The sequence below is a fragment of the Micromonospora sp. WMMD1076 genome (assembly GCF_029581475.1).
Taxonomy (GTDB): Bacteria; Actinomycetota; Actinomycetes; order Mycobacteriales; family Micromonosporaceae; genus Micromonospora; species Micromonospora aurantiaca.
On sequence record NZ_CP120862.1, the window covers coordinates 164685 to 191007 of the forward strand.

A 26323-nucleotide genomic window follows, 5' to 3' on the forward strand; every position below is an offset into this window, starting at 1 on the left:
CTCTGAGCCCCCTTACGGAATCGAACCGTAGACCTTCTCCTTACCATGGAGACGCTCTGCCGACTGAGCTAAGGGGGCCTGCTCGATCACCCCGGGGGGTGTCGCGCAGGGGAAACAGTACACGACCGCGTCGCGCAGGTGAAATCGGATCCCCCAGGTGCGTGTCCGCACTGGTCAGGGCACCACTCGCAGGCGCGGCAGCTCCCCCGCGACAACCGTCTCCGGGTCGACCTGGGCACCGAACCATGCCTCCAGCCGCTCGTACGGCAGAGGGCGGCTGAACAGGAAGCCCTGGCCGATCTCACAGCCGATGTCCTGGAGCAGCTCCAGCGTCAGCTCGCTCTCCACGCCCTCGGCCACCACCGCCAGGCCGAACTGCTGGGACAGCGTCACCACCGCGTTGACGATCGCCAGGTCGCCCGGATCGGTCGCCATGCCCTGCACGAACGACCGGTCCACCTTCACCTCGTGCACCGGTAGCCGGCGCAGTTGCGCCAGCGACGAGTTCCCGGTGCCGAAGTCGTCCACCGAGAGGCGGACACCGAGGTCACGCAGGCTGCGCAGGGTGGGTATGGGACGTTCGGTGCCGTCCAGGACACCCGCCTCGGTGACCTCCAGGGTCAGCCGCTGCGGCGGCACTCCGTACTCGGCCAGCAGGTCGCGTACCAGCGCCGGGAAGTGCTGGTCGGTGAGCGTACGCGCGGCGAGGTTGACCGCGACGGACAGCGGCTGTTCGCCGTGGCTCCAGTCGCGGCTGCGCCGCAGGCTCTCCCGGAGCACGAACTCGGTGAGCCGGCCGAGCTGGCCGGTGTGCTCGGCGACCGCCACGAAGTCGTCCGGGGCGACACTGCCGTGCGCCGGGTGCTCCCACCGGGCCAGGCACTCCACGCCCACCAGGCGGCGGTCCCGCAGCGTGACCTTGGGCTGGAAGTAGACCTCCAGCTCGCCCTCGTCCAGCGCCCGTTGCAGGTCGCCGGCGAGGCCGAGCCGGCGCAGCGACCGCGACTCCAGCGCCGGGCTGTAGAGCTGCACGCTGCCCGGTACCGACTTGGCCGCGGTGGCGGCCAAGTCGACGCGTTGCAGCAGCGCCACCGCGTCGCTGCCGTGGTCCGGGTGGACGGCCACCCCGACGACCGTGTCCACGTCCAGGGTGAGCGCGTCGAAGACCATCTCGTCGCGGATCTGCTCCCGCAGCTGGGCCGCCAGCTCCAGGGCCGCCTCGGTGCTCTCCAGCCGGAGCGTCACCAGGAACTCGTCACCACCGGCCCGGCCGACGAGCGCCGAGGAGGGCGCGCAGGAGCGCAGCCGCTGGGCCACCTCCATGAGCACCTTGTCGCCGGCGGCGTGACCCAGCGACTCGTTCACCTGGCGGAGCCGGTCCACGTCGAAGAGCAGCAGCGCCACCACCTCACCCGGGGCGCGGATCTTGACCGCCTCCGCCACCGACGAGGTAAGGCGCCGCCGGTTGGGCAGGCCGGTGAGCGCGTCGTGGTCGGCGTCGTGCCGCAGCCGGTCGACCAGGCGGGAGTTCTCCAGCGCCACAGCGGCGTGCGCGGCGACCGTCTCGAAGACGGGGATGTCGCCGGGAGCGAAGTGGCCGATGTCGCTGAGCCGGTTGGTCACCTCCAGCGTGCCGATCACGGCCTGGCCGGAGCGCAGCGGCACCACGATGGCGTCCTTGACCCGTTCCTCCCCAGCCGCCTGCCGCAACGCCGGATCGCCGCCGAGCCAGCGGCCGATCGAGAGGGTACGACCCTTCTTGTGCACCTGCTGACGCAGGCTCGCCGGGGTGGGCGCCAGGTCCAGCAGGCCGGGCGTGTCCACCCGGGCGGTGAGCAGCACCTCGGGATGCCGCCCCTGGGCGGGGAGCCAGAGCGTCGCGTACTCGGCCTGCATCAGCGCCCGCACCCGGTCGAGCAGGATGTCGGCGAGCGACCGCTCGGTACCGGAGGCGAGAAGGCGGGTGAGCTCGTACATCCCGGCCAGCGTCCGGTGCTGGCGGAAGAACTGGGAATAGGAGCGGTAGACCAGGACCAGCCCGCTGAAGAGAGCGGCGATCAGCAGGGCCGACCACCACGTCGTCTTCAGGGCGATCAGGACGAGCAGGCCGATCGCCACGTTGATGGCGGCGGTGAGCAGCGCGTTCGGCATGCTGCGCAGCGCGTCCCGCCCGGCCTGCCAGCCCTGGAGCAGCACGTGCACGCCGACCACGCTCACGAGACTGACCAGCGTGACAACGCAGACGGCGAGGAGCAGGGAGCCCCAGGTCCCCGGCCCGACACCGCGCAGCGGCGGCAGCGCCAGGAGCACGAGGCTGGCCAGTGAGGTGGCGGCGGCGGCCTTGGCGACGTTGAACCAGAGCTTCGCCGCACCGAAACGGTGCGAGGCGCTCCAGATCAGCACCGAGAGCGTGTAGATCAGGACGAGACTCAACGGGGGCAGGAAGAAGAGCCCCACGATCAGTGGCACCTCGGTGAGCGTCACGCCCACCGACTGGCGCCGGACGTACACGTTCAGCACCGCGAAGCTGATCCCCGCCATGACGACGAAGAACACGAAGGCGAGCGGCCACTTGCCGAACGGGTGGTCCGCCACCAGGGCGATGCACGTGCTGAAGACCACCGCCAGCAGCGCCAGAGGGGCGGTGACGAGCCAGGCACGTTCCGTCGACCTACGAGGTCGGCCCTGGCCTACCATGCCCCTCCTACCCGAAACGTCGTCCGCCGGCTGGCGGACGACTCGATGATTCAGCGCGGGGCGTCCATCGTCCAGACGATGTCGGCGAGTTGCGCGCTACCGGTGCCGGGGATGATGCCGAAGGCACCTGCGACGGCGGCGAGCACGAGGAGCGGGCCAAGCAGCCGGCCCAGCGTTCGACCAGACATGATTGCTCCTGTCGGGAGATTGCCACGGGGGTGGTGAAGGTTTCCCGATCGTGCCACAAGCCTGAGAGGCAGAAAAGCGGAGAGGGCCCGCCCAGCCCGAGTAGCTGTCAGGTTCCGCCGTTCGGCTTGGCCACCCGCGACACGCAGCCAGGTCACGGGCGTGAAGGGACGTCAGCCGGTTCGTCCACTGCGGATTCCCACCTTCACCCACGAAGGGGATCAAGTCACGCGAAACCACACACCACCAACCCCGGGTCGCCCGGCCGGCTCGACCTGGCCGATCGGCCCGGTGGACCGCCACCGGACCCGCGGGCATTGACCACCATACCTGCCCCTGTCATGAACGCCAGAGGATGATTCCCTCATTCATGCCGGAACCGCTCAGGGTGCACGAGGCCGCCTTTCGGATGCGCCCGCCGACCGCTCCCGCCCCACGGATCCGCCCCCGCCGCCCGTCCGACGCCCGAAATCTCCGCGACATCTGCGACTCGCACACCGACCATGTGTCGATGACCGGCGAAGCACCAGGCGGCCCAGCGGTATTCGATCTTCTCGTGATCGCACGACGCGGACGGCTCGGCTCTGCCCACAACCAGTCGTCAACGCCGGACTCAGCTGGAGCTGGCCGGACGAACGACAACGGCCCCCGATCAGCATTCCTGCTGGCAGGGGCCGTTGGTGCACCTGGTGGCGGGTAGAGGATTCGAACCTCTGTAGCTTTCGCGACGGATTTACAGTCCGCTCCCATTGGCCGCTCGGGCAACCCGCCAGGGCACACCACCGCGTCGCAACGCGGCGGCGGAAGCAAGGATAGCGGTTGCCCCCGGCACTGCCGCAACCGGGTACCGTCAGGAGGTCCCACGCTGGTCAGCGCGGGACGGACCAGGACAGACCGCCGGACAGCAGGAGCATGACCATGGCATCGAACCCGTCGTTCGACATCGTGAGCAAGGTCGACCGGCAGGAGGTCGACAACGCCCTCCGCCAGTCGGAGAAGGAGCTCTCGACGCGGTTCGACTTCCGCGGCACCGGTGCGGAGATCACCTGGTCGGGCGAGGAGGCGATCAGCCTCCAGGCGGAGACCGAGGAGCGGGTCCGGGCCGCGCTGGACGTCTTCAAGGAGAAGCTGGTCAAGCGGAACATCTCGCTGAAGTCGCTCGACGCCGGCGAGCCCCGTCAGTCGGGCAAGATCTTCAAGATCGACGCCAAGGTGGTGCAGGGCATCGACTCGGACAAGGCCAAGGCGATCAGCAAGAAGATCCGCGACGAGGGCCCGAAGGGCGTGCAGGCGCAGATCCAGGGCGACCAGCTCCGCGTCACCGGCAAGAAGAAGGACGACCTCCAGGCCGTCATCGCCCTGCTCAAGGGCGAGGACTTCGGGCTGGCGCTCCAGTTCACCAACTACCGGTAGGCACACCATCGAGTCGTGGCAGGTGACCGGCACGGTCACCTGCCACGGCGCGGGACCAGGCATCCGACAGGGGCCGTAACGAGCCCTCATCTCGGCCGCGAGCAGCTCCGGCTTCTCCCGCGTGGCGAAGTGCCCGCCCCTGCCGGCCTCGTCGACGTACGCGACGTCGGCATAGACCACCCCGACCCGGCTGCGCCGCGCCGCCAGATGTCGCTGGGGAACGCCGTGGACGCGACCGGAGCCTTTACTGGCGGAGTGCCTGGCCGGTCCAGCCGGTACAGCGCGACGACCGGCAGGACGAAACGCCGCCGTCACTTCGGGCCGTCTTCTGCCGTCAGGCGACTTCCGGCCGGGCAGGAGGTCGGCTGGGGAGCCATGATCCCCGCGATGCTCCTCCCCTATCGCCCGGTGCTCGGTCAACCGGTACTGCGCCGGCTCCTGCCCGGGCTCGCGACCTCCGCTCTCGGTGACGGGCTGGCCCTGGTCGCGGTGACGTGGCTGGCTCTGCAACTCGCCCCCGCCGGGCAGCGCGGCACGTGGACCGCGTTCGCGGTGGCCGCGTACACGTTGCCGAGGGCGGCCGGCACGCTGCTGCGCGGGCGGTGGCTGGGTGGACGGAGCGGGGCTCAACTCGCCGGCTGGGACGCGACAGTGCGGGCCGCCGCGTTGGGGGCGATCCCGGTCGCCCACCTCGCTGGGTGCGGGACGTCGGTCTCTACGTCGCCTTGCTCGCGGTGTCCCCGCTGCTGCACCCGTGGGGGTCGGCCGGTCGCTTCACACTTGCGGCCGAGCTGCTGCCGCAGCGGGACCACTTGGCGGCCGACGGGGCGGTCACCGTGGTGGCGGTGCCGCTGGGCACGATGCTCGGCGGTCCGGCGACCGCCGTGTTGGGGCACGCCCCACGCTCCTGGCGTGCGCGGTGGCGATCCTCGCGCTGGGTCTGGTCGCCGCCGCGTCCGCCGCGCGCCCCGGCCCCGGAGCGCAGAACACACAGCGGACCGGACCGGCGGGCCCGCACGACCGGCCCGGCCCGCACGACCGGCCCGGCCGGTGAAGGCGCCGGATCGGTTACGACCCGGAGCGTCCCGATCCGGGTGCAACCGCCGGAGCCGCATCGGGGTGTCGAGTGGTGAGAGCGGACACGGGAGGTGGGCATGGACGGCCCCGAGGACTTCGACGCCTTTTACACGGCGACCGCGCGGCGGGTCGTGCACCACGTCTACGCCCTCTGCGGTGACCTGGCGGAGGCCCAGGACGTGACGCAGGAGGCGTACGCGCGGGCCTGGCAGCGCTGGTCGACAGTCGGGGCGTACGAGGATCCGGAGGGCTGGGTCCGGACGGTGGCCTGGCGCCTGACGGCCAACCGGTGGCGCGGCCTGCGGCGCTGGTTCGCCGCGCGGGCCCGGCTGGGCCGGGAGACTCCGGCGCCCGGGCCCAACCCGGACCGGGTGGCGCTGCTGGCGGCGTTACGGCGACTGCCCGACGCGCAACGGCTGGTCGTCGTCCTGCACCACCTCCACGACCTGCCGGTGGCGGAGATCGCCCGGACCTCCGGCATGCCGGAGGGGACTGTCAAGTCCTACCTGTCCCGGGGCCGTGCCGCGCTCGCCGTTCTACTGACCGACGACAAGGAGGAAGTCGATGTCGGCACGCATTGGTGAGGCTCTGCGGGAGTTGGAGCAGGACATGACCGGGCTGCGGCTCAGCCCGGCGGCCGAGGTGCGCGCACGGGGGCGCGCCAGGAGCCGGCGACGGGCCGCCGTCCTGGCAGGGGTGGCCGCTGTGACGGTCTCCGGCGGTGCCGCGACGATGGCGGCGCTGTCCGGACCGGCGACGCCGATGCCGGCCGCGGGCGGCGCGGCCACCCCGTCCGCCGCGGCGTCGGCCGTGTGTCAGGCCGACCCTCCGGTACGGCTGGACGTCGTCTTCCGGCCGGGCGCCGGCGCGCCGCAGATCGAGGAGGTCGACTACCGGATCGGGCAGGCGCGCGGGGACACCGGGCTGCGCTGCGGTGGCAGGACGGTCGCGGCCCGGCCGGACGGCGACGGCCGGGCCGTCCTGTCGGTGCTGCTGGCGCAGGGTGAGGACCCGGCGCCGATCCGGGCCGCGGTGGAGAAGCTGCCCGGGGTGGAGCAAGTGGTGACAGCCGGCGGGTGAGCGGTCAGGCGGCGAGCGTCTGCTCGGCGCGTACCGCTGTGGCCTCGGCCCGGGCGATCGGGCCGCCGGGCAGCGCGGCGACCGCGGCTCCGACGGCGACCGCCACCCCGGCGAAGACGAACGCCCAGGAGACGCCGCCGGCGTGGTCGATGATCAGGCCCGCGATCGAGCCGCCGGCGGCGCTCGCCGCGACCGACATGGTCACCACCCAGGTGTACGCCTCGTTCAGCATGCCGGCCGGGGTGATCCGTCCGACGAGCGTGTTCTCCAGGGTGAGCGCGGGGGCGATGGCCGCGCCGCCGAGCACCAGCGCGACGCCGAGCGCGGCCGGGCCGGGCATCACCGCGAAGACGGCGAAGCTGGCCGCGACGGTGCCGAGCAGCCAGGCGAACTGGCGGGTCATGTTGGCGGCGGGCTTGCGTACGCCGAACCAGAGACCGCCGACGGCGCTGCCGATGCCCCAGACGGCGAGCAGCACGCCGGCCAGGCTCTCCGGGTCGTCGGCGCCGGAGTTCCCGGCGAAGGCCGGGACGATGACGCCGGAGGCGCCGAACGCGATGCCGAGGCTCGCCACGCAGAGCAGCAGCGCGGGGAAGCCGCCGAGCCGCAGCGGGCCGAGGCCCCGGGCGTGGTGCTCGCGCGGGTGCGGGCGCCAGCCGCGCATGACCCGGCCGAGCGCGACGGTGGCGGTGCCGACCAGTGTGACCACCGCGGCGCCGACGAGCGCGGCGGAGGCGTCGGCGAGCAGCACGAAGCCGGCCACCAGCAGCGGCCCGATCACGAACACGACCTCGAAGAGGGTGGTCTCGGCGGCGAGCGCGGTGTTGCGCAGGTGCGCCCGGCCGGTGGCGGGGGCGGTGAGGTCGTTCCAGGCGCCCCGGATCGCGGCGGTGAGCGGCGGGTACGTGGCTCCGGCGACGCCCGCGGCCAGGTAGATCAGCCCGAGGCTGCCGCTGTCGGAGCGGGTGGCGACGAGCAGCCCGATCAGGGCGAGCGGGTGGGTGATCGCGGTGACCAGCAGGACGGGGGCGGGTCCGACCCGGTCGGCGATCCGGCCGGCGACCGGGCTGAGCGCGGCGCCGGAGAGCGCGTAGATGCCGCCGGCGACGGCGGCCAGGGAGTACCGGCCGGTGACCTGCTCGACGACGAGCAGCAGCGCCAGCGGGGTCATGCCGATCCCGAGCCGGCCGATGATGCCGAGGATCAGCAGCATCGGCGCGCCGGGGATCCGCCAGACGCCCTGGTACTGGCGCAGTGCGGCCACTGTGTGCACCTCCGGGAAGTAACGAGTGAGTCAGCTTTCGACCCTAACGCTCCTGCTGGGCGGGGCGGTGGTCGAGTCGGTCACATCGCGCTGCCGGCGCGGGGCTGCCTTACCCGCCGTTAACGAGTAGGTTCGGTGATCGAACGGAGTCCATGCCTACGGCGGGTCGGCCGCCGCCGTGATCGGAGGTCGGATGAGCGGCATGGCTGTCGCGCCGCTACGGGTCGAGATCTACTCGCTGTACGGCGACGCCCGGCCCGCCGAGCCCGCGTCCGCCACCCTCCGGGGTTCACTGCCGGTCCGCGCGGTCCAGCAGTGCCCACCGGTGGCCGCCGGTTCCGGTCTCGGGTGGTACGTCTACCCGCCCGCCGACGTGGCGCTGCGCTGGGACGGCCACGACACCGAGTGGAGTCTGCTCCAGGAGAACGAGCCGGCCGGCTGGCGGTCGCTGGCCGGCGGGTACGACGGCACGTTGCCGCAGGCGCCGGCGCAGCTCACGGACCTGCCGGAGCGGTTCCGGGACGGCCTGGACATCTTCGACCGCTACGGCGGCACCATGCCCTTCATCGACGCCGACCCGCGCGCCCCGCACACGATCGAGATGGTGACAGGGGTGGTGGCCCGCACCTCCCCCGGCTGGTGCCTGCTGGCGCGCGGGGTGCCGAACTGGCCGGCACAGCGCGGCCTTCAGCTCTACGAGGGCGTGGTGGAGACCGACTGGTACACATCGTTCCTGCCGACCATCCTGCGCCTGACCGAGCCGGGTCACGTGGTGCGGCTCTACCGGAACATCCCCCTGATGTGCCTCCAGCCGGTGCACCGGTCGACGCTCGCGGCGTCGCGGCAGGCCGAGCTGGTCACCGGGCAGGGTGTCGCGGAATGGCCGGACGACCTGTGGGAGGAACTGGTGGCGCTGCGCCGCCGCCGGCAGGATCCGCAGATCCGCAGCAGCTACCGGCGGGAGCAGGCCCGCCGTCTCCGTGAGCGGGCCGACTACGAGCCGGTCGGCGTCGAGGAAACGGACCCGTCGGATCGATGACCGAGACCGCGACGCCCGCGCCCGGCTACCGGGCCCTGTTCCGGCATCCGGTCGCGGCCCGGTTGCTAGTCGCCCGGGGCGTCTCCGAGCTGGGCGACTTCGTCGGGCTGGCGGCCCTGCTGCTGCTCGCGTACGACCAGACCGAGTCGGTCCTCGGCCCGGCCGCCGTGTACGCCGCCCGTACGGTGCCCGCCCTCCTCGTCGCGACCGTGTTCAGCGGCTGGCTGGACGTGCCGGCCCGGCGCACCATGCTGGTCGGGCTCTCGCTCGCGGGTGCGGTGCTCATCGCCGTACCGGCTGCGGTGCCCGAGCCGGTGCCGGCGATCGTGGCGGCCGGGCTGCTCGGCGCGGTCCGGGCCGCGTACGCGAGCGTGCACGTGGCGATCACGGCCGAGGCGGTGGAGACGCCGCTGCGGCTGCCGCTGTTCGGGCTCTCCGCGTTCGCCAACCAGAGCGGCCAGGTCGTCGGCCTGCTCGCCGGGGCCGGTGTGACGGTGGCGCTCGGCCCCCGAGTGGCGCTCGTGATCGACCTGGTCTCGTTCCTGCTCGCGGCGGTGGTGCTCGCCGGCCTGCCGGTGCGCCGGCAGGAGCGCCGAGGTCCACGGCCGCCCGCGACCGCCGGTGTCCGGATCATCGCCGCCCATCCGGTGCTGCGCGGTGTGGCGCTGCTGACCCTGGCCACCGTCCTGTCCGGCGGGCTACCGGAGACGCTCGCCCCGGATCTGGCCGCCGGGGCGTGGCGGCCGGTCGTGCTGGCGGCGTCGTCGTTCGGCGGCGCGGTGTTCGTGCTCGTGGTCGGGCGGCGCGGCTGGCTGGCCCGGGTCACCGGTCAGGTGGTGGCGGCGAGCGCGCTGGGCGCCGCGCTGCTGCTGGCCGGCCTGCTGGTGGCGCTCGACGCCCCGGCGTGGGCGCTCGCCACGGCGAACGCGCTCGTCGGCGCGGGCGGCGGGTGGCTGATCGGGGCCCAGGCCACGTTCGCGCGGCTCGCGCCACGGGAGCGGATGGGGCAGGTGGAGGCGACGATCGTGGCCGGCAACATCGTGCTCTCCGGGGTCGGGATCTTCCTGCTCGGCGGTGTGGCCGTGCTGCTCGGCCCGGCCGCCGCGTACCTGGCGGCGGGGGTGGTGCTGCTCGCCGTGGTGCTGGCCGTCCGGCCGGACCGGCTGCCCGAGCCGGCCGCCTCCTGACGCCCGGCCGGACCGGGCCGGCCGAACCCTGAAGGAAGGGCGCAGACACGACGCCGCCCGCGTCCGGGTGGACGCGGGCGGCGTTCGTGACACGCGGGTCAGCGCTGGAACTGCACCGGCCCGGAGTTACGGGCCATCTGCTCCAGGCGGGCCACCCGCTGCTCCATCGGCGGGTGGGTGGCGAACATCGCGGCGATGCCGCCGCCCCGCTTGAACGGGTTGTCGATCATCAGGTGCGCGGTGCTGGCGAGCTGGCCCTGCGGCGCCAGCGGACGCGCCTGCGTACCCATGTGGATCTTGCGGAGGGCGCTGGCCAGGGCCAGCGGGTCGCGGCTCAGCTCGGCGCCGGACTGGTCGGCCTGGAACTCCCGGCTCCGGCTGATCGCGAGCTGGATCACCGTGGCGGCGATCGGGCCGAGGATCAGCGTGAGCAGCAGCACGGCCGGGTTCGGGCCGTCCTCGTCGTCCGAGGAGCCCAGCGGGATGAACCAGGCCAGGTTCGCCAGCATGGTGATGATGCCGGCCAGGCCGGCCGCCACGCTGGAGATCAGGATGTCCCGGTTGTAGACGTGGGACAGCTCGTGGCCGATCACACCACGCAGCTCCCGGTAGTCGAGGATCTCCACGATGCCCTGCGTGACGCACACCGCCGCGTTCTCCGGGTTACGACCGGTGGCGAACGCGTTGGGCTGCGACGTCGGGCTCACGTACAGCCGGGGCATCGGCTTGCCGGCCTGCGTGGAGAGCTCCCGCACCATCCGGTACAGCTCGGGGAACTGTGCCTCGCTGACCGGTTGCGCCTTCATCGAGCGCAGTGCGAGCTTGTCGGAGTAGAAGTAGGTGACGCCGTTCATCAGCAACGAGACGACGACGGCGATGACGAGACCGCCGCTACCGCCGAACCAGTAGCCGACCGCGAGGATCAGCGAGGTCAACAGGCCGAGCAGCGCTGCGGTCTTGAGACGGTTGTGATGCACGATCTCTCCTTCGGTGCACGGGCCCTTGCGGGAGACCCGCTGACCGGTTCAACACACCGGTACCCGTCAACCATCCGGCTCATGGCTGAAAGTTGGCTGGATGTTGCTGTGCGCAGGCTGAAGCGGTCGCCCATCCGGGTAGGAACCGGTCAGCGCGCCGCCACGTCCAGCACGAGCTGCGGTGCGAAACCGATCACCACCGCCGCGGCGGTGGCCACGCCGAGCGCCAGCACCACTGTCCGCGCGGGCCGGACCGTCGGCGCGCCGGTCGGCGTCGCGTAGAGGGAGGCGGTGACCCGCAGGTAGTAGGCCAGGCCGATCACCGCGTTCAGCGCCACCACGAGCGCCAGCCAGCCCGCGTGCCCGGCCAGCAGCGCGCGTACCACTGTCACCTTGGCGAACAGCCCGGCCAGGCCCGGCGGCAGCCCGGCCAGCCCGATCAGCGCCAGCGCCAACGCGCCGCCCACCCACGGGTGCCGCCGCGCCGCGCCACGCAGGTCGGCGAGCGTGCCGCCGTCACCGTCCGCCGGACGCAACGCCACCACAGCGGCGAACGCGGCCAGCTCCAGCAGCACGAAGAAGATCGCGTACGCGACGGCTGCTGCGTACGCGGCAGCCCGCGCGTCGCCGGTGCGGCCCGCGGTCAGCGCCAGCGCGCCCAGCGGCGCCAGGATGTACCCAGCCTGGGCCACCGACGACCAGGCGAGCAGCCGCACGGTACGCCGCTGACGCAGCGCCACCAGGTTCCCGACGGTCATGGTCAGCACCGCCAGCGCCGCCAGCACCGGGCCGGTCACGTCACCCGGCAGCGCCCGCTGCACCACAGCCAGCAGCGCCACCACGCCACCGAGCTTCGAGGCGGTCGACAGGTACGCGGCCACCGGCAGCGGCGCGCCGTCGTACGTGGCAGGGGCCCAGGCGTGGAACGGCACGGCGGCGACCTTGAACGCCAGCCCGGCCACCACGAGCGCCACAGCGACCGTGGTCAGCGGCAGATCGGTCAGGTCGTCACGGGCGGCCAGTGTGGCGCCGAGCCGGTCCAGGTGCAGCGTGCCGGTGACCGCGTAGAGCAGCGCCGCGCCGAGCAGCGTCACAGTGGTGGCGACCACGCTCACCACGAAGAACGTCACCGCCGCCTCGGCTCCCGCGAGGCTGCCCCGGCGCAGGCCGACCAGCACGTACAGCGGCAGCGTCAGCGTCTCCAGCGCCACGATCAGCGTGATCAGGTCGCCGGCGGCGCCGAGCACCACGCCGCCTGTCATCGCGCAGGCGAGCAGGAAGCAGTACTCGCCGACCGGTGTGCGCCCGGCACGCAGCAGCGGGCCGGACAGCGCCAGCACGCCGAGCGTGAGCAGGGCGATCACGGCCCCGACCAGAGCGGCCCGGCCACCCCACACCCAGGAGCAGTCCGCGCCCACGCAGAACGTGCGCCGCTCACCGGCCGCCCCGACCAGTGCCGCGCCGGCCGCGGTGCCGGCCGCGCCGAGCGCCGCCACCGCCACCGTGACGGCGGGCCGGGCCACCAGCAGGTCGAACAGGAGCACCAGTACGGCCGTACCGGCGGCCAGGTACGCGGGCAGCATCGCCAGGTTGTCGACAGGCTGCACCAGGCTCATGGGACGACCCCCAGCAGCGCCTCCACCGGACCGGAGGCGTACGACAACACGAGCGCCGGGGCCAGGCCGACCGCGAGCGCGAGCAGCACCAGCGGCGCCCAGGCGGTCAGTTCCGCCCCGGCCAGCCCGGGTGCGAGCCCGGCCACCGCCGGGCTGGGCCGCCCGTGGGTGACCCGGCGCAGCAGCCGCAGGAAGTACGCGGCGGTGAGCGCCCCGCCCAGCGCGGCCAGCACGGCGAGGGTCAGCCAGAGCGGGCCGCCCCGCTGCACGGCGGCGACCACGGCGAACGCCTCACCCCAGAACCCGGCCAGGCCGGGCAGCCCCAGCGAGGCGACAGCCGCGAACCCGAGCAGCCCGGCCAGCCGGGGCGCGGTCTCCCGCAGCCCGGACAGCTCGGCCAGCGAGCCGGTGTGCGCGCGGTCCTTGACCGCCCCGGCCAGGAAGAACAGCAGGCCGGTGATGACGCCGTGGGCGATGTTGCCGATCAGCGCGGCCTGGAGCCCGGTGGCGGTGAGCGTGGCGACCCCGAGCAGCACGAAGCCCATGTGCCCCACGCTGGAGTACGCGATCAGCCGCTTCAGGTCGTCCTGCGCCAGGCAGACCAGGCCACCGATCATGATCGCGGCGACGGCGAGCACGCCGAGCACCGGCGCGGCCCAGCGGGCGCCCTCCGGGGCCACCCCGACGGCGACCCGGATCAGCCCGTACGTGCCCATCTTGAGCAGCACCCCGGCGAGGATCACGCTGCCGACGGTGGGCGCCTGGGTGTGCGCGTCGGGCAGCCACGAGTGCAGCGGCCAGAGCGGGCTCTTCACCGCGAACGCCAGCGCCAGCAGCGTGAACGCGGCGAGCTGGGTGCCCCGGGACAGCCCGGCGCCGCCGGTGAGCGTGACCAGGTCGGCGGTGCCCGCGGCGGCCACCACGACGTAGACGCCGACGAGCAGCAGCACCGAGCCGAACAGCGTGTAGAGCGCGAACTTGCGGGCCGCCCGACGACGGTCCGCGCCGCCCCAGCCGGCGATCACCGCGTACATCGGCAGCAGGACGACCTCGAAGAACAGGAAGAACAACACCAGGTCGAGCGCGAGGAACGTGCCGACGATGCCGACCTCGACCACGAGCAGCAACGCCACGAGCGTGCGCCCGCTGCCGCCGCCGGGCGGCACCCGCCACAGCGTGTACGCGCAGCACAGCAGCGTGAGCAGCGCGGTCAGCACCACGAGCGGCCAGGAGATGCCGTCCACGCCCAGGTGGAAGCGCAGGTCGAGCCCGGGCACCCACTGCAGGTCGAGCTGGTGCCACGGCTGCACCGCCGGGCGTGGCCCGTACCCGAACCAGCCGTGGTCGCCGCCGACCAGCGGCAGCGTCGCCAGCAGGGTCAGCGCGGCCGCAGCGGTGCCGGCCACCCGGCCGGCCCGGTCACCGGGCACGACGGCTGTGGCCAGCGCGCCGAGCGCCGGGACCGCGACCACGGCGACCAGCAGGACCTGCCCGAACGTCATGAGGTCACTCCGATCAGCGCGACCGCGAGGCCGATCAGCAGCGCGCCCGCGAGCACCCCGGCCGCCGCGCGCGGCAGCGCCGCCCGGTGCAGTGCGGCCAGGCCGCCGCCCACCTCGACCGCCGCCCGGCCGCTGCCCTCGACCAGGCCGTCCACGCCCAGTTCGTCACCGGTACGCACGACCCGCGCGAGCGCGCCCGCCGGGCGTACGACGAGGGTGTGCTGGACGTCGTCGAGCCGGAACGCCCGGGCGAAGACCGGCCGCAGCGGACCCAGGAGGCGGGCCGGGTCGGCGGCCGGATCGCGGCGCCAGCCCGCCCAGGCGACGCCTGCACCGGCGAGCAGCAGCAGGAACGGCAGGATCAGGTTCGGCGCGAGGTGCACCAGCTCGACCGCCTCGCCGGTGTCGTCGCCGGGCACGCGCAGCCGGTCGGCGAACCAGGGCGCGAACGCGGCCAGGCCGAGCAGCGCGGCCGGGACCGCGAGCAGCAGCACCGGCAGGCGCAGCAGCGCGGGCGGGTCGTGCGGCCGCAGCAGCGGCGTGCGGGTCGAGCCGAGGAACGTGCGCAGCAGCAGCCGGGTCGCGTACCAGGCGGTCACCGCCACGCCGACCAGCCCGGCCAGCCAGACCAGCCAGCCGACCCAGGCCGCTGTCGGCCCGGCGCCGTCGAACGCGGCCGCCTCGGCGGCGGCGAGCACGCCGTCCTTGCTCCAGAAACCCGAGAGCGGGGGTACGCCGGCCAGCGCGCCGAGGCCGACCACCATGCACCAGAACGTCACGGGCATGGCGGTACGCAGGCCGCCCATCCGGGACATCAGCGTGGTGCCGACGGCGTGGATCACCGCACCGGCGGCGAGGAACAGCAGCGCCTTGAACGCGGCGTGGGTGAGCAGGTGGAACAGCGCGGCAGCGGGCGCGCCGACGGCGAGCGCGCCGGTCATGTAACCGATCTGGGACACCGTCGACCAGGCGAGCACGCGCTTGATGTCGTCCTGCGCGGTGGCGGCGAACGCACCGAGCAGCATGGTGATCGCGGCCAGCACGCCCAGCACGGCGAGCGCGGCCGGTGCGCGCTGGAACAGCGGGAACAGCCGGGCCACCGCGTACACCCCGGCGGCGACCATCGTCGCGGCGTGGATCAGCGCGGACACCGGCGTGGGACCGGCCATCGCGTCCGGCAGCCAGGTGTGCAGCGGGAACTGGGCGCTCTTGCCCGCCACCCCGGCGAGCAGCAGCAGGCAGGCGGCGGTGAGCGTGCCGGTGCCGTAGTCGTGGGCCAGCACGTCGGCGATCCGGAAGCTGCCCGCACCCACGCCGAGCAGCGCGATACCGAGCAGGAAGCCGACGTCACCCACGCGGGTGACCAGGAACGCCTTCACCGCCGCGCCCGGCGCCTCGGGCAGCCGCCGGTCGTGGGCGATGAGCAGGTACGAGCAGACGCCCATCACCTCCCAGCCGACCAGCAACATGATCAGGTCGCCGGACACCACCACCGTGAGCATGGCTGCGGTGAAGAGGCTCAACTGCGCCGCGTACGGCGGGTAACGGTGGTCGACGTCCACGTCGTCGTGCGGACCCCGGCGCAGGTAGCCGATCGAGTAGACCTGCACGGCCAGCGCCACAGCCGCGACGGCGGTGGCGACGAGCACCGCGACGCCGTCCACGCGCAGGCCCAGCGTGACCCGCAGCCCGCCCAGGTCGACCCAGGTGGTGGACGCCTCGACCGGGGCGTCCACGCGGAGCAGCAGCGCCAGCGCGGCCAGCAGCGACACGGCCGCCCCGGCCACGCCCAGCGCGACAGCCGACCGGCGGGCCGCCGCCCGGTCCTGTCGCGGGGCGGGCGGCAGCAGCAGGCCGAGCAGCCCGGCGACGAGCGGCGCCGCCGGCAGCACCGCCGCGAGCCACAGCGTCGGCGTGCTCACCGGACCGCTCCTTCCGTGCCGGGCACGGCCGTCGTCGGCAGCCCGCCCGGCGCCACCGCGACCGCCGGCGCCGGTTCGTCGAGCGGCACGTCGTCGACTGCGACGCCGGCGCGCAGCCGGTAGAGCTGGAGCACGATGGCCAGCCCGACACCGATCTCGGCGGCGGCGAGCACGATCACGAACAGCGCGAACACCTGACCGGAGTGCGGCAGCACGGCCTTGACGGTGGTGTCGGCGGTGACCAGCACCAGGTTCACCGCGTTCAGCATCAGCTCCACCGCCATCAGCACCAGGACGGCGTTGCGGCGGCGCAGCACGCCGTACACGCCGAGGCCGAACAGCAGCGCGGCGGTGACGTACGGGATGACCGGCCTCACGGGCGCCCGCCCTCGTCGGCGGCCCGCGCGGCGCGGGCCGGGCCGTCCCCGCCGGTCCGGTCGCCGTCGGCGGGACCGGCGGCCGGGCTGGGCGCGGCCGGGCGGCCGATGTCCGGGCGGGACAGCACTATCGCGCCGACCAGCGCGGCCAGCAGCAGCACCGACAGCACCTCGAACGGCAGCACCCAGGAACGGAACAGTTGCTCGCCGAGGCCCTCGGCGGTACCAGCGGCGGGCAGGTCCACCCGGGACCAGCGGAACGCGTCGATCAGCAGCACCGCCAGGCCCAGGCCGCTGCCGGCGCCGACGAGCGCGGCGGCCCATCCCGGCCGGTCCAGGTCGTCCGACGGGCCGATCGGCGCGCGGGTCAGCATCACCGCGAACAGCAGCAGCACCACCACCGCGCCCACGTAGATGAGCACCTGCACCCAGGCCACCAGCTCGGCGGTCAGCACCAGGTAGTCACCGGCCAGCGCGCCCAGGCACACCACCAGCCACAACCCGGCCCGGACCAGGTGGCGGGTGGCGACCACCAGCGCACCCGCGCCCACCGCCACCGCGCCCAGCGCGAGCAGCAGGACGTCCGCACCGGTCATGAGGCGGTGCCTCCGCCCGGATCGGTGGCGGCGTCGGGGCGTACCCGGGAAGGAGCCGGACGGGCCGACGGACCCGCCGCCTTCCGGGCGGCGGTGGTCTCCTCCTTGGCCGGGTCGCCGAGCGGGTCGTGAGCCGGCGGCGGCGGCACTGTGGCCATCCACTCGCCCAGGTGGTCCTTGTCGTGCAGCAGGTCCTTGATGTCGTACTCGGCGTACTCGAACTCGGGCGACCAGTAGAGCGCGTCGAACGGGCAGACCTCGACACAGATGCCGCAGTACATGCAGAGCGAGAAGTCGATGTCGAACTTGTCGAGCACGTTGCGCTGGCGGGGGCGGGCGGCGCCGGGCACCGCCACCTCCTCCTTGTGCGAGTCGATGTAGATGCACCAGTCCGGGCACTCGCGGGCGCAGAGCATGCAGACCGTGCAGTTCTCCTCCAGCAGCGCGATCACGCCACGGGAGCGGGGCGGCAGCTCAGGCTCGACGTCCGGGTACTGCTGGGTGGTCGAGCGGCGGGTCATCGTCTTCAACGTGACCGCCAGGCCCTTCACCAGGCCCCCGCCGGGCACTCCACCGTGCTCGCTCATGCCGCCCATCCTGCCCTGTGGCCCCGGCGCGCGCGACCACCACCCGGCCTTTGGCGGCGGGATCGTGAGCGCGGGGAGAACGACGCGCCGGGAAGGACCTCACGCCTTCCCGGTGAACCTTCCGGTCAGCCGGATCACGCCTCGCCGGGTGTGAGCGGCGGCAGCATCTCCACGCCGAGCTGCAGGAGCACCTGGAACAGCTCGTTGACGCTCCACACGTCCACGATCCGCCCGTCGCCGTCGAAGCGCAGGAACGTGGCCCCGGAGTAGCTGACCACGCGGCCGGTCGGCGGCACCGGCCCGAACTGCCCGGCCTGGGTGCCGGCGGCCCGCCAGCGCACCGCCACCCGCGTACCGGTCGCCACCACCTCGACGATCTTGTAGCGCAGGTCGGGGAACGACGCCCGCCGGTCCCGGTGCCACGCCAGCACCGCCGCCGGGCCGGTGCCGCCCAGGCCCGGGCAGTCCGCCGCCACCAGCTCGTACGCGCTCTCCTCGCGCCCCGCGTTCCACACGTCGGCGACGAAACGCCGGGCTACCGCCTCCACATCGGTCACGGCGGGCAGCCTATGCCCCTCTCCGGGGCACTCGCCCTGCCGGGAGCCGCCGGAGCGACCATGATGGGAGCGAAAGCGAACTCGGAGGTGGGTGTGGGCAGCGACGACGAGGTTCTGGACCGGACCGGCGGCAAGTACGTGGAGCCGGGCGGCGAGTTCACCCGCGACCAGCGTTACATCGCCACCCGGATCACCGCGGACGAGCGGGACGGGTGGCCGGTGGAGCCGGGGCGCTACCGGCTGGCGGTCAGCCGGGCCTGCCCCTGGGCCAACCGGCTGATCATCGTCAGGCGCCTGCTCGGGCTGGAGGACGCCATCTCGATGGCCGTGGCCGGGCCCACCCACGACAAGCGGAGCTGGACGTTCGACCTCGACCCGGACGGCAAGGACCCGGTGCTCGGCATCGAGCGGCTGGCCGACGCGTACTTCGCCCGTTTCCCCGGCTACGAGCGCGGCATCACCGTGCCGGCGCTCGTCGACGTGCCCACCGGGCAGGTCGTGACGAACGACTACGCGCAGATGAGCCTGGACCTCACAACCGAGTGGACGGCGCACCACCGGCCGGGCGCGCCGGACCTCTACCCGGAACCGCTGCGCGGCGAGATCGACGAGGTGAACGAGGTCGTCTTCGCCGACGTCAACAACGGCGTCTACCGGTGCGGCTTCGCCGGTGGCCAGGAGGCGTACGACAAGGCGTACCACCCGCTGTTCGACCGGCTGGACTGGCTGAGCGAGCGGCTGACCGGTCAGCGGTATCTGGTCGGCGACACGATCACCGAGGCGGACGTGCGGCTGTTCACCACGCTCGTCCGCTTCGACCCGGTCTACCACGGGCACTTCAAGTGCAACAGGCAGAAGCTCAGCGAGATGCCGGTGCTGTGGGCGTACGCCCGTGACCTGTTCACCACGCCCGGCTTCGGCGACACGATCGACTTCGTCCACATCAAGCGGCACTACTACGAGGTCCACCGGGACATCAACCCGACCGGGATCGTGCCGCTCGGCCCCGACCTGAGCAACTGGCTGATCCCGCACGGGCGGGAGGAGCTGGGCGGTCGTCCCTTCGGCGACGGCACCCCACCCCCGCCCCCACCCCCGTCCGAGCGGGTGGACCCGTCCCACACCCCGTTGCGCTGACCCCGCCCCCTCCCCCTTCCCTCGCCCCGCCCTCCCTCCTCGCCCCGCCCTGCCTCGCCCGCCCCACCGATCTTGCACTTTGGGCCCTGCGCCTGGGCGCTCTGCCCGTTTCGCCGGGGCAGAAAGTGCAAGATCGCCGGGAAGGTGGGGCGAGGGGAGGGCGGGCTACAGGGCCAGGCGGACTGCTGCGGTCAGGACGAGCTGGGCCAGGGCCAGGGGGACCAGGACCAGCCAGCAGAGGCGCTGGAGCTGGTCCTCGCGCAGCCTCGGGTAGCTCACCCGCAGCCAGATGATCACGAAGGCGACGGCGAAGACCTTGAGCAGCGTCCACAGCCAGCCGAGCTGCGCGTCGGCGAACGGGCCCTGCCAGCCACCGAGGAACAGCACCGTGGTCAGCGCCGCGATCACCACGATGCCCACGTACTCGGCGAGCAGGAAGAACGCGAACCGCAGGCCGGTGTACTCGGTCATGTAGCCGAAGACCAGCTCGGAGTCGGCCACCGGCATGTCGAACGGCGGACGGCGGATCTCCGCCAGCCCCGCCACGAAGAAGATCACCATGGCCGGCGCCTGCCACAGCAGCCACCACGGCTGCCACGCCTCCACGATGCCCGGCAGACTGAGCGTGCCCGCCGCCATCGCCACCGAGGCGGCGGCCAGCACCAGCGGCAGCTCGTACCCGAGCAGCTGGGCGGCGCCGCGCAGCCCGCCGAGCAGGCTGTACTTGTTCGCCGACGCCCACGCGGACATGAGCACCGCCAGCACGCCGACGCCCACCACGGCGAGCACGAAGAACAGGCCGATGTCCAGCGGCTGGGCGACCAGGTCACCCGGCCCGAGCGGGATGACGAGCAGCACCAGCAGGTACGGCACCAGCGCCACAGCGGGCGCCAGCCGGAACACCGGCCGGTCCGCGTCGCGCGGCGTGACGTCCTCCTTCTGCACGAACTTGATGCCGTCGGCGACCAGTTGGGCCCAGCCGTGGAAGCCGCCCGCGTACATCGGGCCCAGCCGGCCCTGCATGTGCGCCATCACCTTGTGCTCGGCCTGGCCCACGATCAGCGGCAGCGTGAGGAACGCGACGAGCACGCCTGCCACGCGCAGGACCAGCTCCAACCAGTCCGGCATCAGCTCTCCCCCGCCGCGTCGGGCTCCGGCTCCTGGCGGGGCGGCCCGGTCGGCCGTTCCCCTGGCAGCGGCCGCCCGAGCGGACCCGCCTCGTCGGCCGCCGGAGCAGCAGCACCGGATCCCACCCCGGGCTCCCCGGAAACAGGCCGCTCCGGAGGATCCCCGGCAGCGGGCCGCGCCTCACCCTCCCCGGCGGTCGGCCGCGCTGACCACTCACCGGGAGCAGCAGGCCGAGCCGGACGCTCACCAGGAGCAGACCGCGCCGGGCCATCCCCGGCAGCGGGCCGCGCCGAAGCCTCCCCGGAAGGACGCCGCGCCGGACGCCCGCCCGGAGCGGGCCGCGCCGGGCGTTCGCGGGCCGGGCGCGCCGGCGTACCCCCGCGGGGGCCCTCACCCGCGCCCGCCGCACCCGCCGGCGTGGGCGTCGTGCCCCACTGCCCCGGCGCGGGCACGCCCGGCGGCCGGACCGGCCGACGGCCGCCGCCCGCCTCCGACTCGCCCGGCTCCTTCGCGCCGGGCCACGGCTTGGCGACCCGGGAGGCGAGGACGAACTCCTTGCGCAGCGGATGCCCCTCGAACTCCGGTGGCAGCAGCAGCGGACGCAGCTCACCGTGGCCGGCGAAGCCGATGCCGAACATCTCGTGCGTCTCGCGCTCGTGCCACGCGGCGCCGGGGAACAGGTCGACCACCGACGCGACGACAGGCGTGTCCCGCAGCACCCGCGTGCGTAGCAGCAGCCCGTGCCGGTGGCGGACCGACCAGAGGTGCAGCACCACGTCGAAGCCGTCGGCCAGCTCGTCCACCGCCGACAGCCAGTCCAGGAAGTCGAGATCCAGGTCGGCGTCGTCGCGCGCCGCACGCACCGCGTCCGCCCAGCTCGCCGGGGGTACGTCGACGGTGGCGCGGGCGTACCCCTGACCGCCGGAGACCGATGCGGTGGCCTCGACGGGCGCGAGCAGCGCGACCACCCGCCGGCCGACCTCTTCCGGAGTCATGCGCTGATCCTATGGCCGACGGCTGCGGACCGGGTCGGGCCGCCCGTGCCGGGATCGCCGCTTTGCCGGACGGGCGGCGGTAGCGCGCGGAAAGATGAGGTCCGTGCGCGCTGTGACTGTGACCCCCGGTGTCCCGGATTCGCTGCGGCTCGCCGAGGACTGGCCCGAGCCACCGCCCGAGGAGGGCGCGATCCTGGTCGAGGCGCTGGCGGTGGGTGTCTGCGGCACCGACCACGAGATCGTGGCCGGCGAGTACGGCGAGGCGCCGCCGGGACAGGAGCGGCTGGTGCTCGGGCACGAGTCGCTGGGCCGCGTGCTGGAGGATCCCACAGGCACGTTGCAGACCGGCGACCTGGTCGCCGGCGTGGTCCGCCACCCCGATCCGGTGCCCTGCGCGAACTGCGCGGTGGACGAGTGGGACATGTGCCGCAACGGTCGGTACACCGAGCACGGCATCAAGGCACTGCCCGGTTTCGCCCGGGAGCGCTGGCGGTTGCAGCCCAAGTTCGCCGTCGGCCTGGACCCGGCGCTCGCATCGGTGGGCGTGCTGCTGGAGCCGACGAGCGTGGTGGCGAAGGCGTGGGACCACATCGAGCGGATCGGCCGCCGGGCCGAGTGGAAACCGATGACCGTGCTGGTCACCGGTGCCGGGCCGATCGGGCTGCTGGCCGCGCTGCTGGGCAGCCAGCGTGGGCTGTCGGTGCACGTGCTGGACCGCAACACCACCGGGCCGAAGCCGGAGCTGGTCCGCGCGCTCGGGGCGACGTACCACACGACGACCGTGCCCGAGCTGGACGTGAAGCCGGACGTGGTGATCGAGTGCACAGGCGCGCCCACAGTGGTGCTGGACGCCATGTGCAAGGCCGCGCCGACCGGCATCGTCTGCCTGACCGGTGTGTCAAGCGGCGGGCGGACCATCGACTTCGACGCCGGGGCGCTCAACCGGGAGCTGGTGCTGGAGAACAACGTGGTATTCGGCTCGGTGAACGCCGGCCGGCGGCACTGGGAGATGGCCGCCGAGGCGCTCGCCCAGGCCGAACAGTCGTGGCTGACGTCGCTGATCACCCGCCGGGTGCCGCTGTCGAACTACCGCGAGGCGTACGCCTCGGTCGGTGAGGACATCAAGGCGGTGCTGGACTTCACGCAGTGAGGCGGGGCGCCGGATCCGGCGCCCCGGCCCTCTCAGATGCCTGGTAGCCGGCCGTTGCGGAACAGGTCCACGAAGAGCTGGTGGTCCTCGCGCGCCCGGATCCCGTACCGGTGGCCGAAGTCGACCAGGTAGCCGACGAACGCCTCCGGGTCGGCGTCGACGACCGCGACGATCGCCTCCTCGGTGGAGTAGTCGACCAGGTCGTGGCTGGACTCGTCGTCCGCGACCGAGTGCATCCGGGCCACCGCCCGGCCCAGGTCGGCGAGCACGCCGGCGAGTTCCTCCGGCTCGTTCACGTCGGCCCAGTCCAGGTCCGCCGCGTACGGGGACACCTCGGCGACGAGTTGCCCGACGCCGTCCAGCTCGGTGAAGCCCAGCCACGGATCGGCGTGCGCCTGCAACGCGCGCTGCGACTCGGCCGTGCGGTGCCCCTGGTGCCGGAAGTACGACCGGACCCGCTCGTCGTCGACGTACCGCGCCACGGCCGGCACCTGCGCCTGCTTCATGTAGATGACGACGTCGTTCTCCAGCGCCTGGGTGTGCCCCTCCAGCAGCAGGTTGTACGACGGCAGCCCGGCCGACCCGATGCCGACGCCCTTGCGCAGCACCACGTCCTTGATGCCCGCGGCGACCGGGCGCATCCGGGTGGTCGAGTCCGGCAGCGTGTGCAGGTAGTCGGCGAACGCCGCGCACACCTTCTCCCGGGTGGCGTCGTCGATCTCGTGCACGCCGTCGCCGACCGAGAACCGGCGCTCGTAGTTGTCGATAGTGGTCTGCGCGGCCAGCAGGTCCACCCGGGTGTTCAGCCGCGCCTGCTGGAGCACCCGGCGCAGCACACCGTCGGCGTTGTCGAGCGTGATCGAGCCGATCGCGTCGTCCCCGCCCGCGGCGATGGCCCGCAGTTCGGCCAGGTACGACCGGGCGAAGCCGGTCACCAGCTCGCCGATCACCCGGTCGGAGAGCGCCTTGGCGTAGCCGAGCAGCGCCACGCTCGCGGCGAAGCGCTTCAGGTCCCAGGTGAACGGCCCGACGTACGCCTCGTCGAAGTCGTTGACGTTGAACACGAGCTGCCCGGAGGCGTTCATGTAGGTGCCGAAGTTCTCGGCGTGCAGGTCACCGTGGATCCACACCCGGCTGGTCCGCCCGTCGAGGAACCGGTCGCTGCCGAAGTCGCCGCGCTGGTCGGCGTAGAACAGCGCGGCGCTGCCCCGATAGAAGGCGAACGGTGACGCCGCCATCTTGCGGAACTTGCGACGGAACGCCGCCGGGTCGATCGCCATGGACGCGCCGAACTCCTCGGTCAGCACGTCGATGATGAATGCGGAGCGCTTCTCCGCGAGGTCGGTCATGAGCCGCAGGCTAGCCCCGCGCCGCCACCTGGCGGTTCAGCCGACCGGCGGACGTACCGGTGGTGCGGTGAGCGCCTCGACCGGCCGCGCCACGGCGTCCGCCGGGGAGGTGAGCGCGTCGGGCCGGGGCACGCCGCCCACGCCGGACTGCTCGGCGGCGATCTTCTCCTGGAGGCGGAGGATGCCGTGGAGCAACGCCTCCGGGCGGGGCGGGCAGCCGGGCACGTACACGTCGACCGGGATGAGCTGGTCGACGCCCTTGGTCACCGAGTAGGAGTCCCAGTACGGGCCGCCGCAGTTGGAGCAGGCGCCGAACGAGATCACGTACTTCGGTTCGGGCATCTGGTCGTAGAGCCGCTTGACCGCCGGGGCCATCTTGTCGGTGACGGTGCCGCTGACCACCATGAGGTCGGCCTGCCGGGGCCCGTGGGCGAACGGGATCACGCCGAGCCGCATGAAGTCGTGCCGGCCCATGCTGGTGGCGATGAACTCGATGGCGCAGCAGGCCAGGCCGAAGTTGAAGACCCAGAGCGAGTAGCGGCGGCCCCAGTTCAGCACGAACCGGATCGGCTCGCCGAGCACGGCCGGCACCTGCATATCTGGCCTCCCTCGCAGAACCCCGAGACGCCAGTCAACCACAGCGCCCGCGGTCGCGTTCCGGTGTCGTACCCCCACGGGGCACCCGCGCAGTGCACGTTCGACGTCGTCCTCCGGGCACCGGCCGGCGAGGTGGGCAGCGGCACGTCACCGTGGAGGCCGCCTACGAGAGCGAGCCGGTCGCGGACGTCGACCCGGCGGACAACACCACGACGTTCAGCGTCCGCGTGACCGGCTGAGCCACCGCACAGCGCGGCCCGCCCGGCATCCGGGCGGGCCGCGCGTGCGATCTCAGGTGAACGCCAGCCCGGTGGTGTGGGGCAGCCAGTAACCGGCGTACGCCCCGGCGGTGACCTGGTAGCTGAGCCGCCCGTTCACCCAGGCGGTGGCGCCCAGCGGCGCGACCGAGGCGGCCGGGAACGTGAGCCGCTTGGAGCCGGTCACGTTGCCCGCCGCGTCATACGCGTACCCGGTGTAGGTGCCCGGCTGGAAGGAGAGCGTCCGGGCCGGGTCGTAGCGGTGCTCGACCGCCTTGCCGAGCAGGACGCGCTGCCCGTACGCCTCGGGGACGAGATGACCGGCGAGCGCGCCGTTGGTGATCTGGTAGTAGATGCCCCGCCCGTACACGCGGACCCGCTGGCTCGTCTGGGCGCCGGAGGCCCGGGTGAGCTTGATGGTCTTCTGGCTCCGGACGGCCCCGGTGCTGGAGAAGGTGTAGCCGACGTGGGTGCCGGCGGAGAACGACACGGCACCGTTGACGGCGGGCGCCGGGTAGTCCGAGCGCAGCAGGTACGCGTACGTGGCGAAGGTGGCCGACGTGGTCATCTCGTAGAGCTTGAGGTTCTGCGCGGTGTGGACCTGGTGGTACTTCACGTGCGGCTGCGCGCAGCCCATCGAGTAGTTGCTGGCCCACCGGTTGACCCGGAAGTGGGTCGGCACGTACCGCCGGACGGTGCTCGCAGCGCCGTCGAAGACGGCGACCGCCCGCTCGTCGCCGGTGAGCCGCCAGTAGTCGTACACGCCGTACAGGGCGAAGGTGTGCCCGTTGAGAACCCGTTCCCCCGTGGTGCCGAAGGTCACCGGGTACTCCTCCAGCCAGAGGAACCCGTTGGGGTCGACCCAGCTCGCCCAGGGCGCGTTGGCGGCGACCGGCAGCGTCAGGCTCAGGAACGTGTTGTCCGCCGCCGTCCGCCACTTCGCCGCGCCGGTGATCTCGGCCAGGCCGACGAAGAGGCTGAGCATCTCGCCCTGCGCCATCCCGCTGTACCAGGGCGCGCGCAGCAGCGGACGGCCCGCGCAGCGGCTCAGGTCGAAGTCGTACGGGTACCACCAGGCGCCCCGGGACTCGACCCGGCGGTCGATGTTGCGCTGGGCGTTGGCGACGGCCCGGTCGAGGAACCGCTTGTCGCCGCTGATCCGGTAGGCGGCCAGGTTGCCCAGGCCCCACTGCGCCTGGCCGACCGGATGGTTCCAGGTCTTCCCGGCGAAGCTGAACATGCGAACGCCCTGCGCGTCGTGCAGTCCCCGGTCGACGAGCGGCGCCGGGTTGCTGTTCGTGGGCTGGGCGGCGAGCGGCAGCGGCTTCGGCAGGTGCCCGTCGCGGGCGTACGTGGCAGCGGCGGTCGCCCCGCTCGCCCGCTCCCGCCGCTGCTGCTCCTTGGTCTTCGCCACGTCCCGCGAGGGCAGCTGCGGCACGCCGTCGGCCAGCGGGTCGGGCGCCCACCCGGGGTCCGCGCCGGACACGTCGGCGCTGCGGTCCGGGCCGGGTGGCGCGGCTGGGGCGGTACCGGCCGGCGCCAGGCCGACCATCGCGCCGGCCGCGATCACTGCTACGAACCGGCGAACAGGTGGTGACTTAGCGGTGATCATGGCAACACTCCCCGTGTCATC

General features: G+C 73.2%; 24 protein-coding genes, 2 tRNA genes and 1 pseudogene. 9 read left to right on the top strand and 18 right to left on the bottom strand.

The features are described from left to right. Positions 1-5: 5 nt before the first annotated feature. The 4 genes from O7622_RS00865 to O7622_RS00880 all read right to left on the bottom strand — a co-directional run bounded on the left by O7622_RS00865 (position 6) and on the right by O7622_RS00880 (position 3654). Positions 6-78: transfer RNA gene (locus O7622_RS00865), tRNA-Thr, on the bottom strand. Between the two features lie 96 nt (positions 79-174). Next, positions 175-2697: a bifunctional diguanylate cyclase/phosphodiesterase gene (locus O7622_RS00870; RefSeq protein ID WP_282311379.1), complete on the bottom strand. Its 2523-nt coding sequence runs from the start codon at positions 2695-2697 to the stop codon at positions 175-177. A gap of 50 nt (positions 2698-2747) precedes the next feature. Further along, positions 2748-2885 (bottom strand): hypothetical protein, encoded by a 138-nt coding sequence (locus O7622_RS00875; RefSeq protein ID WP_282311381.1) that lies wholly within the window; start codon positions 2883-2885, stop codon positions 2748-2750. Between the two features lie 685 nt (positions 2886-3570). After that, positions 3571-3654 (bottom strand) — tRNA-Tyr (locus tag O7622_RS00880). Positions 3655-3801: 147 nt separating this feature from the next. On the opposite strand from O7622_RS00880, the gene O7622_RS00885 reads away from it, so the two are divergent. The 4 genes from O7622_RS00885 to O7622_RS00900 all read left to right on the top strand — a co-directional run bounded on the left by O7622_RS00885 (position 3802) and on the right by O7622_RS00900 (position 6453). Next, positions 3802-4296, top strand: coding sequence for a YajQ family cyclic di-GMP-binding protein (locus O7622_RS00885; protein WP_282311382.1), 495 nt, complete (start codon positions 3802-3804; stop codon positions 4294-4296). Between the two features lie 698 nt (positions 4297-4994). Next, entirely contained in the window at positions 4995-5429 is a 435-nt protein-coding gene (locus O7622_RS00890; RefSeq protein WP_282311383.1) for a hypothetical protein, read from the top strand. Between the two features lie 21 nt (positions 5430-5450). Continuing rightward, entirely contained in the window at positions 5451-5957 is a 507-nt protein-coding gene (locus O7622_RS00895; protein WP_282311384.1) for a SigE family RNA polymerase sigma factor, read from the top strand. Next, on the top strand, positions 5938-6453 hold the full coding sequence (locus O7622_RS00900; RefSeq protein WP_282311385.1) for a hypothetical protein: 516 nt from the start codon (positions 5938-5940) through the stop codon (positions 6451-6453). The genes O7622_RS00895 and O7622_RS00900 overlap by 20 nt, the downstream gene beginning before the upstream one ends. Before the next feature lie 4 nt (positions 6454-6457). On the opposite strand, the gene O7622_RS00905 is transcribed toward O7622_RS00900, so the two are convergent. Next, positions 6458-7717, bottom strand: coding sequence for an MFS transporter (locus O7622_RS00905; protein ID WP_282311386.1), 1260 nt, complete (start codon positions 7715-7717; stop codon positions 6458-6460). A gap of 193 nt (positions 7718-7910) precedes the next feature. On the opposite strand from O7622_RS00905, the gene O7622_RS00910 reads away from it, so the two are divergent. Both O7622_RS00910 and O7622_RS00915 read left to right on the top strand, forming a co-directional pair. Beyond that, positions 7911-8756, top strand: a complete 846-nt coding sequence (locus O7622_RS00910) for a DUF6065 family protein (RefSeq protein ID WP_282311387.1) — start codon at positions 7911-7913, stop codon at positions 8754-8756. Continuing rightward, positions 8753-9943: an MFS transporter gene (locus O7622_RS00915; RefSeq protein ID WP_282311388.1), complete on the top strand. Its 1191-nt coding sequence runs from the start codon at positions 8753-8755 to the stop codon at positions 9941-9943. Before O7622_RS00910 ends, O7622_RS00915 begins: the two co-directional genes overlap by 4 nt. Positions 9944-10041: 98 nt before the next feature. On the opposite strand, the gene htpX is transcribed toward O7622_RS00915, so the two are convergent. The 8 genes from htpX to O7622_RS00955 all read right to left on the bottom strand — a co-directional run bounded on the left by htpX (position 10042) and on the right by O7622_RS00955 (position 18077). After that, on the bottom strand, positions 10042-10920 hold the full coding sequence (gene htpX / locus O7622_RS00920) for a zinc metalloprotease HtpX (protein WP_282311389.1): 879 nt from the start codon (positions 10918-10920) through the stop codon (positions 10042-10044). A 149-nt stretch (positions 10921-11069) separates the two neighbouring features. Next, the gene (locus tag O7622_RS00925; RefSeq protein ID WP_282311390.1) at positions 11070-12536 is read right to left on the bottom strand and encodes a proton-conducting transporter membrane subunit; all 1467 of its coding nucleotides are present in this window, start codon (positions 12534-12536) and stop codon (positions 11070-11072) included. Continuing rightward, a complete protein-coding gene (locus O7622_RS00930) occupies positions 12533-14038 on the bottom strand; it encodes an NADH-quinone oxidoreductase subunit M (RefSeq protein ID WP_282311391.1) in 1506 nt (501 codons plus the stop codon). Before O7622_RS00930 ends, O7622_RS00925 begins: the two co-directional genes overlap by 4 nt. Continuing rightward, positions 14035-15960, bottom strand: coding sequence for an NADH-quinone oxidoreductase subunit L (locus tag O7622_RS00935; protein WP_282311392.1), 1926 nt, complete (start codon positions 15958-15960; stop codon positions 14035-14037). Before O7622_RS00935 ends, O7622_RS00930 begins: the two co-directional genes overlap by 4 nt. Continuing rightward, a complete protein-coding gene (nuoK, locus tag O7622_RS00940) occupies positions 15957-16337 on the bottom strand; it encodes an NADH-quinone oxidoreductase subunit NuoK (RefSeq protein ID WP_282311393.1) in 381 nt (126 codons plus the stop codon). Before nuoK ends, O7622_RS00935 begins: the two co-directional genes overlap by 4 nt. Next, positions 16334-16933: an NADH-quinone oxidoreductase subunit J gene (locus O7622_RS00945; protein WP_282311394.1), complete on the bottom strand. Its 600-nt coding sequence runs from the start codon at positions 16931-16933 to the stop codon at positions 16334-16336. Before O7622_RS00945 ends, nuoK begins: the two co-directional genes overlap by 4 nt. Further along, a complete protein-coding gene (locus O7622_RS00950; RefSeq protein ID WP_282311395.1) occupies positions 16930-17520 on the bottom strand; it encodes an NADH-quinone oxidoreductase subunit I in 591 nt (196 codons plus the stop codon). Before O7622_RS00950 ends, O7622_RS00945 begins: the two co-directional genes overlap by 4 nt. 134 nt (positions 17521-17654) lie before the next feature. Continuing rightward, positions 17655-18077, bottom strand: coding sequence for an ester cyclase (locus tag O7622_RS00955; protein ID WP_282311396.1), 423 nt, complete (start codon positions 18075-18077; stop codon positions 17655-17657). 63 nt (positions 18078-18140) lie between these two features. On the opposite strand from O7622_RS00955, the gene O7622_RS00960 reads away from it, so the two are divergent. Then, positions 18141-19214 (top strand): glutathione S-transferase C-terminal domain-containing protein, encoded by a 1074-nt coding sequence (locus O7622_RS00960; RefSeq protein ID WP_282313998.1) that lies wholly within the window; start codon positions 18141-18143, stop codon positions 19212-19214. A 165-nt stretch (positions 19215-19379) separates the two neighbouring features. On the opposite strand, the gene nuoH is transcribed toward O7622_RS00960, so the two are convergent. Together nuoH and O7622_RS00970 are read right to left on the bottom strand one after the other, a co-directional pair. Next, a complete protein-coding gene (nuoH, locus tag O7622_RS00965) occupies positions 19380-20342 on the bottom strand; it encodes an NADH-quinone oxidoreductase subunit NuoH (protein WP_013288672.1) in 963 nt (320 codons plus the stop codon). A gap of 428 nt (positions 20343-20770) precedes the next feature. Further along, a pseudogene (locus tag O7622_RS00970) lies at positions 20771-21337 on the bottom strand (NADH-quinone oxidoreductase subunit C); the annotation flags it as partial. 103 nt (positions 21338-21440) lie between these two features. Between O7622_RS00970 and O7622_RS00975 the strand changes: the two are divergent. Continuing rightward, on the top strand, positions 21441-22487 hold the full coding sequence (locus O7622_RS00975; protein WP_282311397.1) for a glucose 1-dehydrogenase: 1047 nt from the start codon (positions 21441-21443) through the stop codon (positions 22485-22487). A gap of 32 nt (positions 22488-22519) precedes the next feature. Here O7622_RS00975 and O7622_RS00980 read toward each other — a convergent pair whose 3' ends face one another. Both O7622_RS00980 and O7622_RS00985 read right to left on the bottom strand, forming a co-directional pair. After that, positions 22520-23836 carry a DUF2252 domain-containing protein gene (locus O7622_RS00980; protein ID WP_282311398.1) on the bottom strand — a complete coding sequence of 439 codons (1317 nt, stop codon included), beginning with the start codon at positions 23834-23836 and terminating at the stop codon, positions 22520-22522. 36 nt (positions 23837-23872) lie between these two features. Continuing rightward, positions 23873-24433, bottom strand: coding sequence for an NADH-quinone oxidoreductase subunit B (locus tag O7622_RS00985; protein ID WP_216929907.1), 561 nt, complete (start codon positions 24431-24433; stop codon positions 23873-23875). Positions 24434-24525: 92 nt separating this feature from the next. Between O7622_RS00985 and O7622_RS00990 the strand changes: the two genes are divergently transcribed. After that, positions 24526-24672: a hypothetical protein gene (locus O7622_RS00990; protein WP_282311399.1), complete on the top strand. Its 147-nt coding sequence runs from the start codon at positions 24526-24528 to the stop codon at positions 24670-24672. 52 nt (positions 24673-24724) lie between these two features. On the opposite strand, the gene O7622_RS00995 is transcribed toward O7622_RS00990, so the two are convergent. Further along, positions 24725-26302 carry a D-glucuronyl C5-epimerase family protein gene (locus tag O7622_RS00995; protein ID WP_282311400.1) on the bottom strand — a complete coding sequence of 526 codons (1578 nt, stop codon included), beginning with the start codon at positions 26300-26302 and terminating at the stop codon, positions 24725-24727. Positions 26303-26323: the final 21 nt, after the last annotated feature.

Excerpts from the sequence above, each read along its gene's own strand:
- O7622_RS00995 (WP_282311400.1), bottom strand. The coding sequence starts at position 26,302 with ATGATCACCGCTAAGTCACCACCTGTTCGCCGGTTCGTAGCAGTGATC.
- O7622_RS00945 (WP_282311394.1), bottom strand. The coding sequence starts at position 16,933 with ATGACCGGTGCGGACGTCCTGCTGCTCGCGCTGGGCGCGGTGGCGGTG.
- O7622_RS00885 (WP_282311382.1), top strand. The coding sequence starts at position 3,802 with ATGGCATCGAACCCGTCGTTCGACATCGTGAGCAAGGTCGACCGGCAG.
- O7622_RS00875 (WP_282311381.1), bottom strand. The coding sequence starts at position 2,885 with ATGTCTGGTCGAACGCTGGGCCGGCTGCTTGGCCCGCTCCTCGTGCTC.
- O7622_RS00980 (WP_282311398.1), bottom strand. The coding sequence starts at position 23,836 with ATGACCGACCTCGCGGAGAAGCGCTCCGCATTCATCATCGACGTGCTG.
- O7622_RS00870 (WP_282311379.1), bottom strand. The coding sequence starts at position 2,697 with ATGGTAGGCCAGGGCCGACCTCGTAGGTCGACGGAACGTGCCTGGCTC.
- O7622_RS00930 (WP_282311391.1), bottom strand. The coding sequence starts at position 14,038 with ATGACGTTCGGGCAGGTCCTGCTGGTCGCCGTGGTCGCGGTCCCGGCG.
- nuoH (WP_013288672.1), bottom strand. The coding sequence starts at position 20,342 with ATGCCGGACTGGTTGGAGCTGGTCCTGCGCGTGGCAGGCGTGCTCGTC.
- O7622_RS00900 (WP_282311385.1), top strand. The coding sequence starts at position 5,938 with ATGTCGGCACGCATTGGTGAGGCTCTGCGGGAGTTGGAGCAGGACATG.
- O7622_RS00895 (WP_282311384.1), top strand. The coding sequence starts at position 5,451 with ATGGACGGCCCCGAGGACTTCGACGCCTTTTACACGGCGACCGCGCGG.
- O7622_RS00960 (WP_282313998.1), top strand. The coding sequence starts at position 18,141 with ATGGGAGCGAAAGCGAACTCGGAGGTGGGTGTGGGCAGCGACGACGAG.
- O7622_RS00985 (WP_216929907.1), bottom strand. The coding sequence starts at position 24,433 with ATGCAGGTGCCGGCCGTGCTCGGCGAGCCGATCCGGTTCGTGCTGAAC.
- O7622_RS00950 (WP_282311395.1), bottom strand. The coding sequence starts at position 17,520 with ATGAGCGAGCACGGTGGAGTGCCCGGCGGGGGCCTGGTGAAGGGCCTG.
- O7622_RS00925 (WP_282311390.1), bottom strand. The coding sequence starts at position 12,536 with ATGAGCCTGGTGCAGCCTGTCGACAACCTGGCGATGCTGCCCGCGTAC.
- O7622_RS00910 (WP_282311387.1), top strand. The coding sequence starts at position 7,911 with ATGAGCGGCATGGCTGTCGCGCCGCTACGGGTCGAGATCTACTCGCTG.
- O7622_RS00915 (WP_282311388.1), top strand. The coding sequence starts at position 8,753 with ATGACCGAGACCGCGACGCCCGCGCCCGGCTACCGGGCCCTGTTCCGG.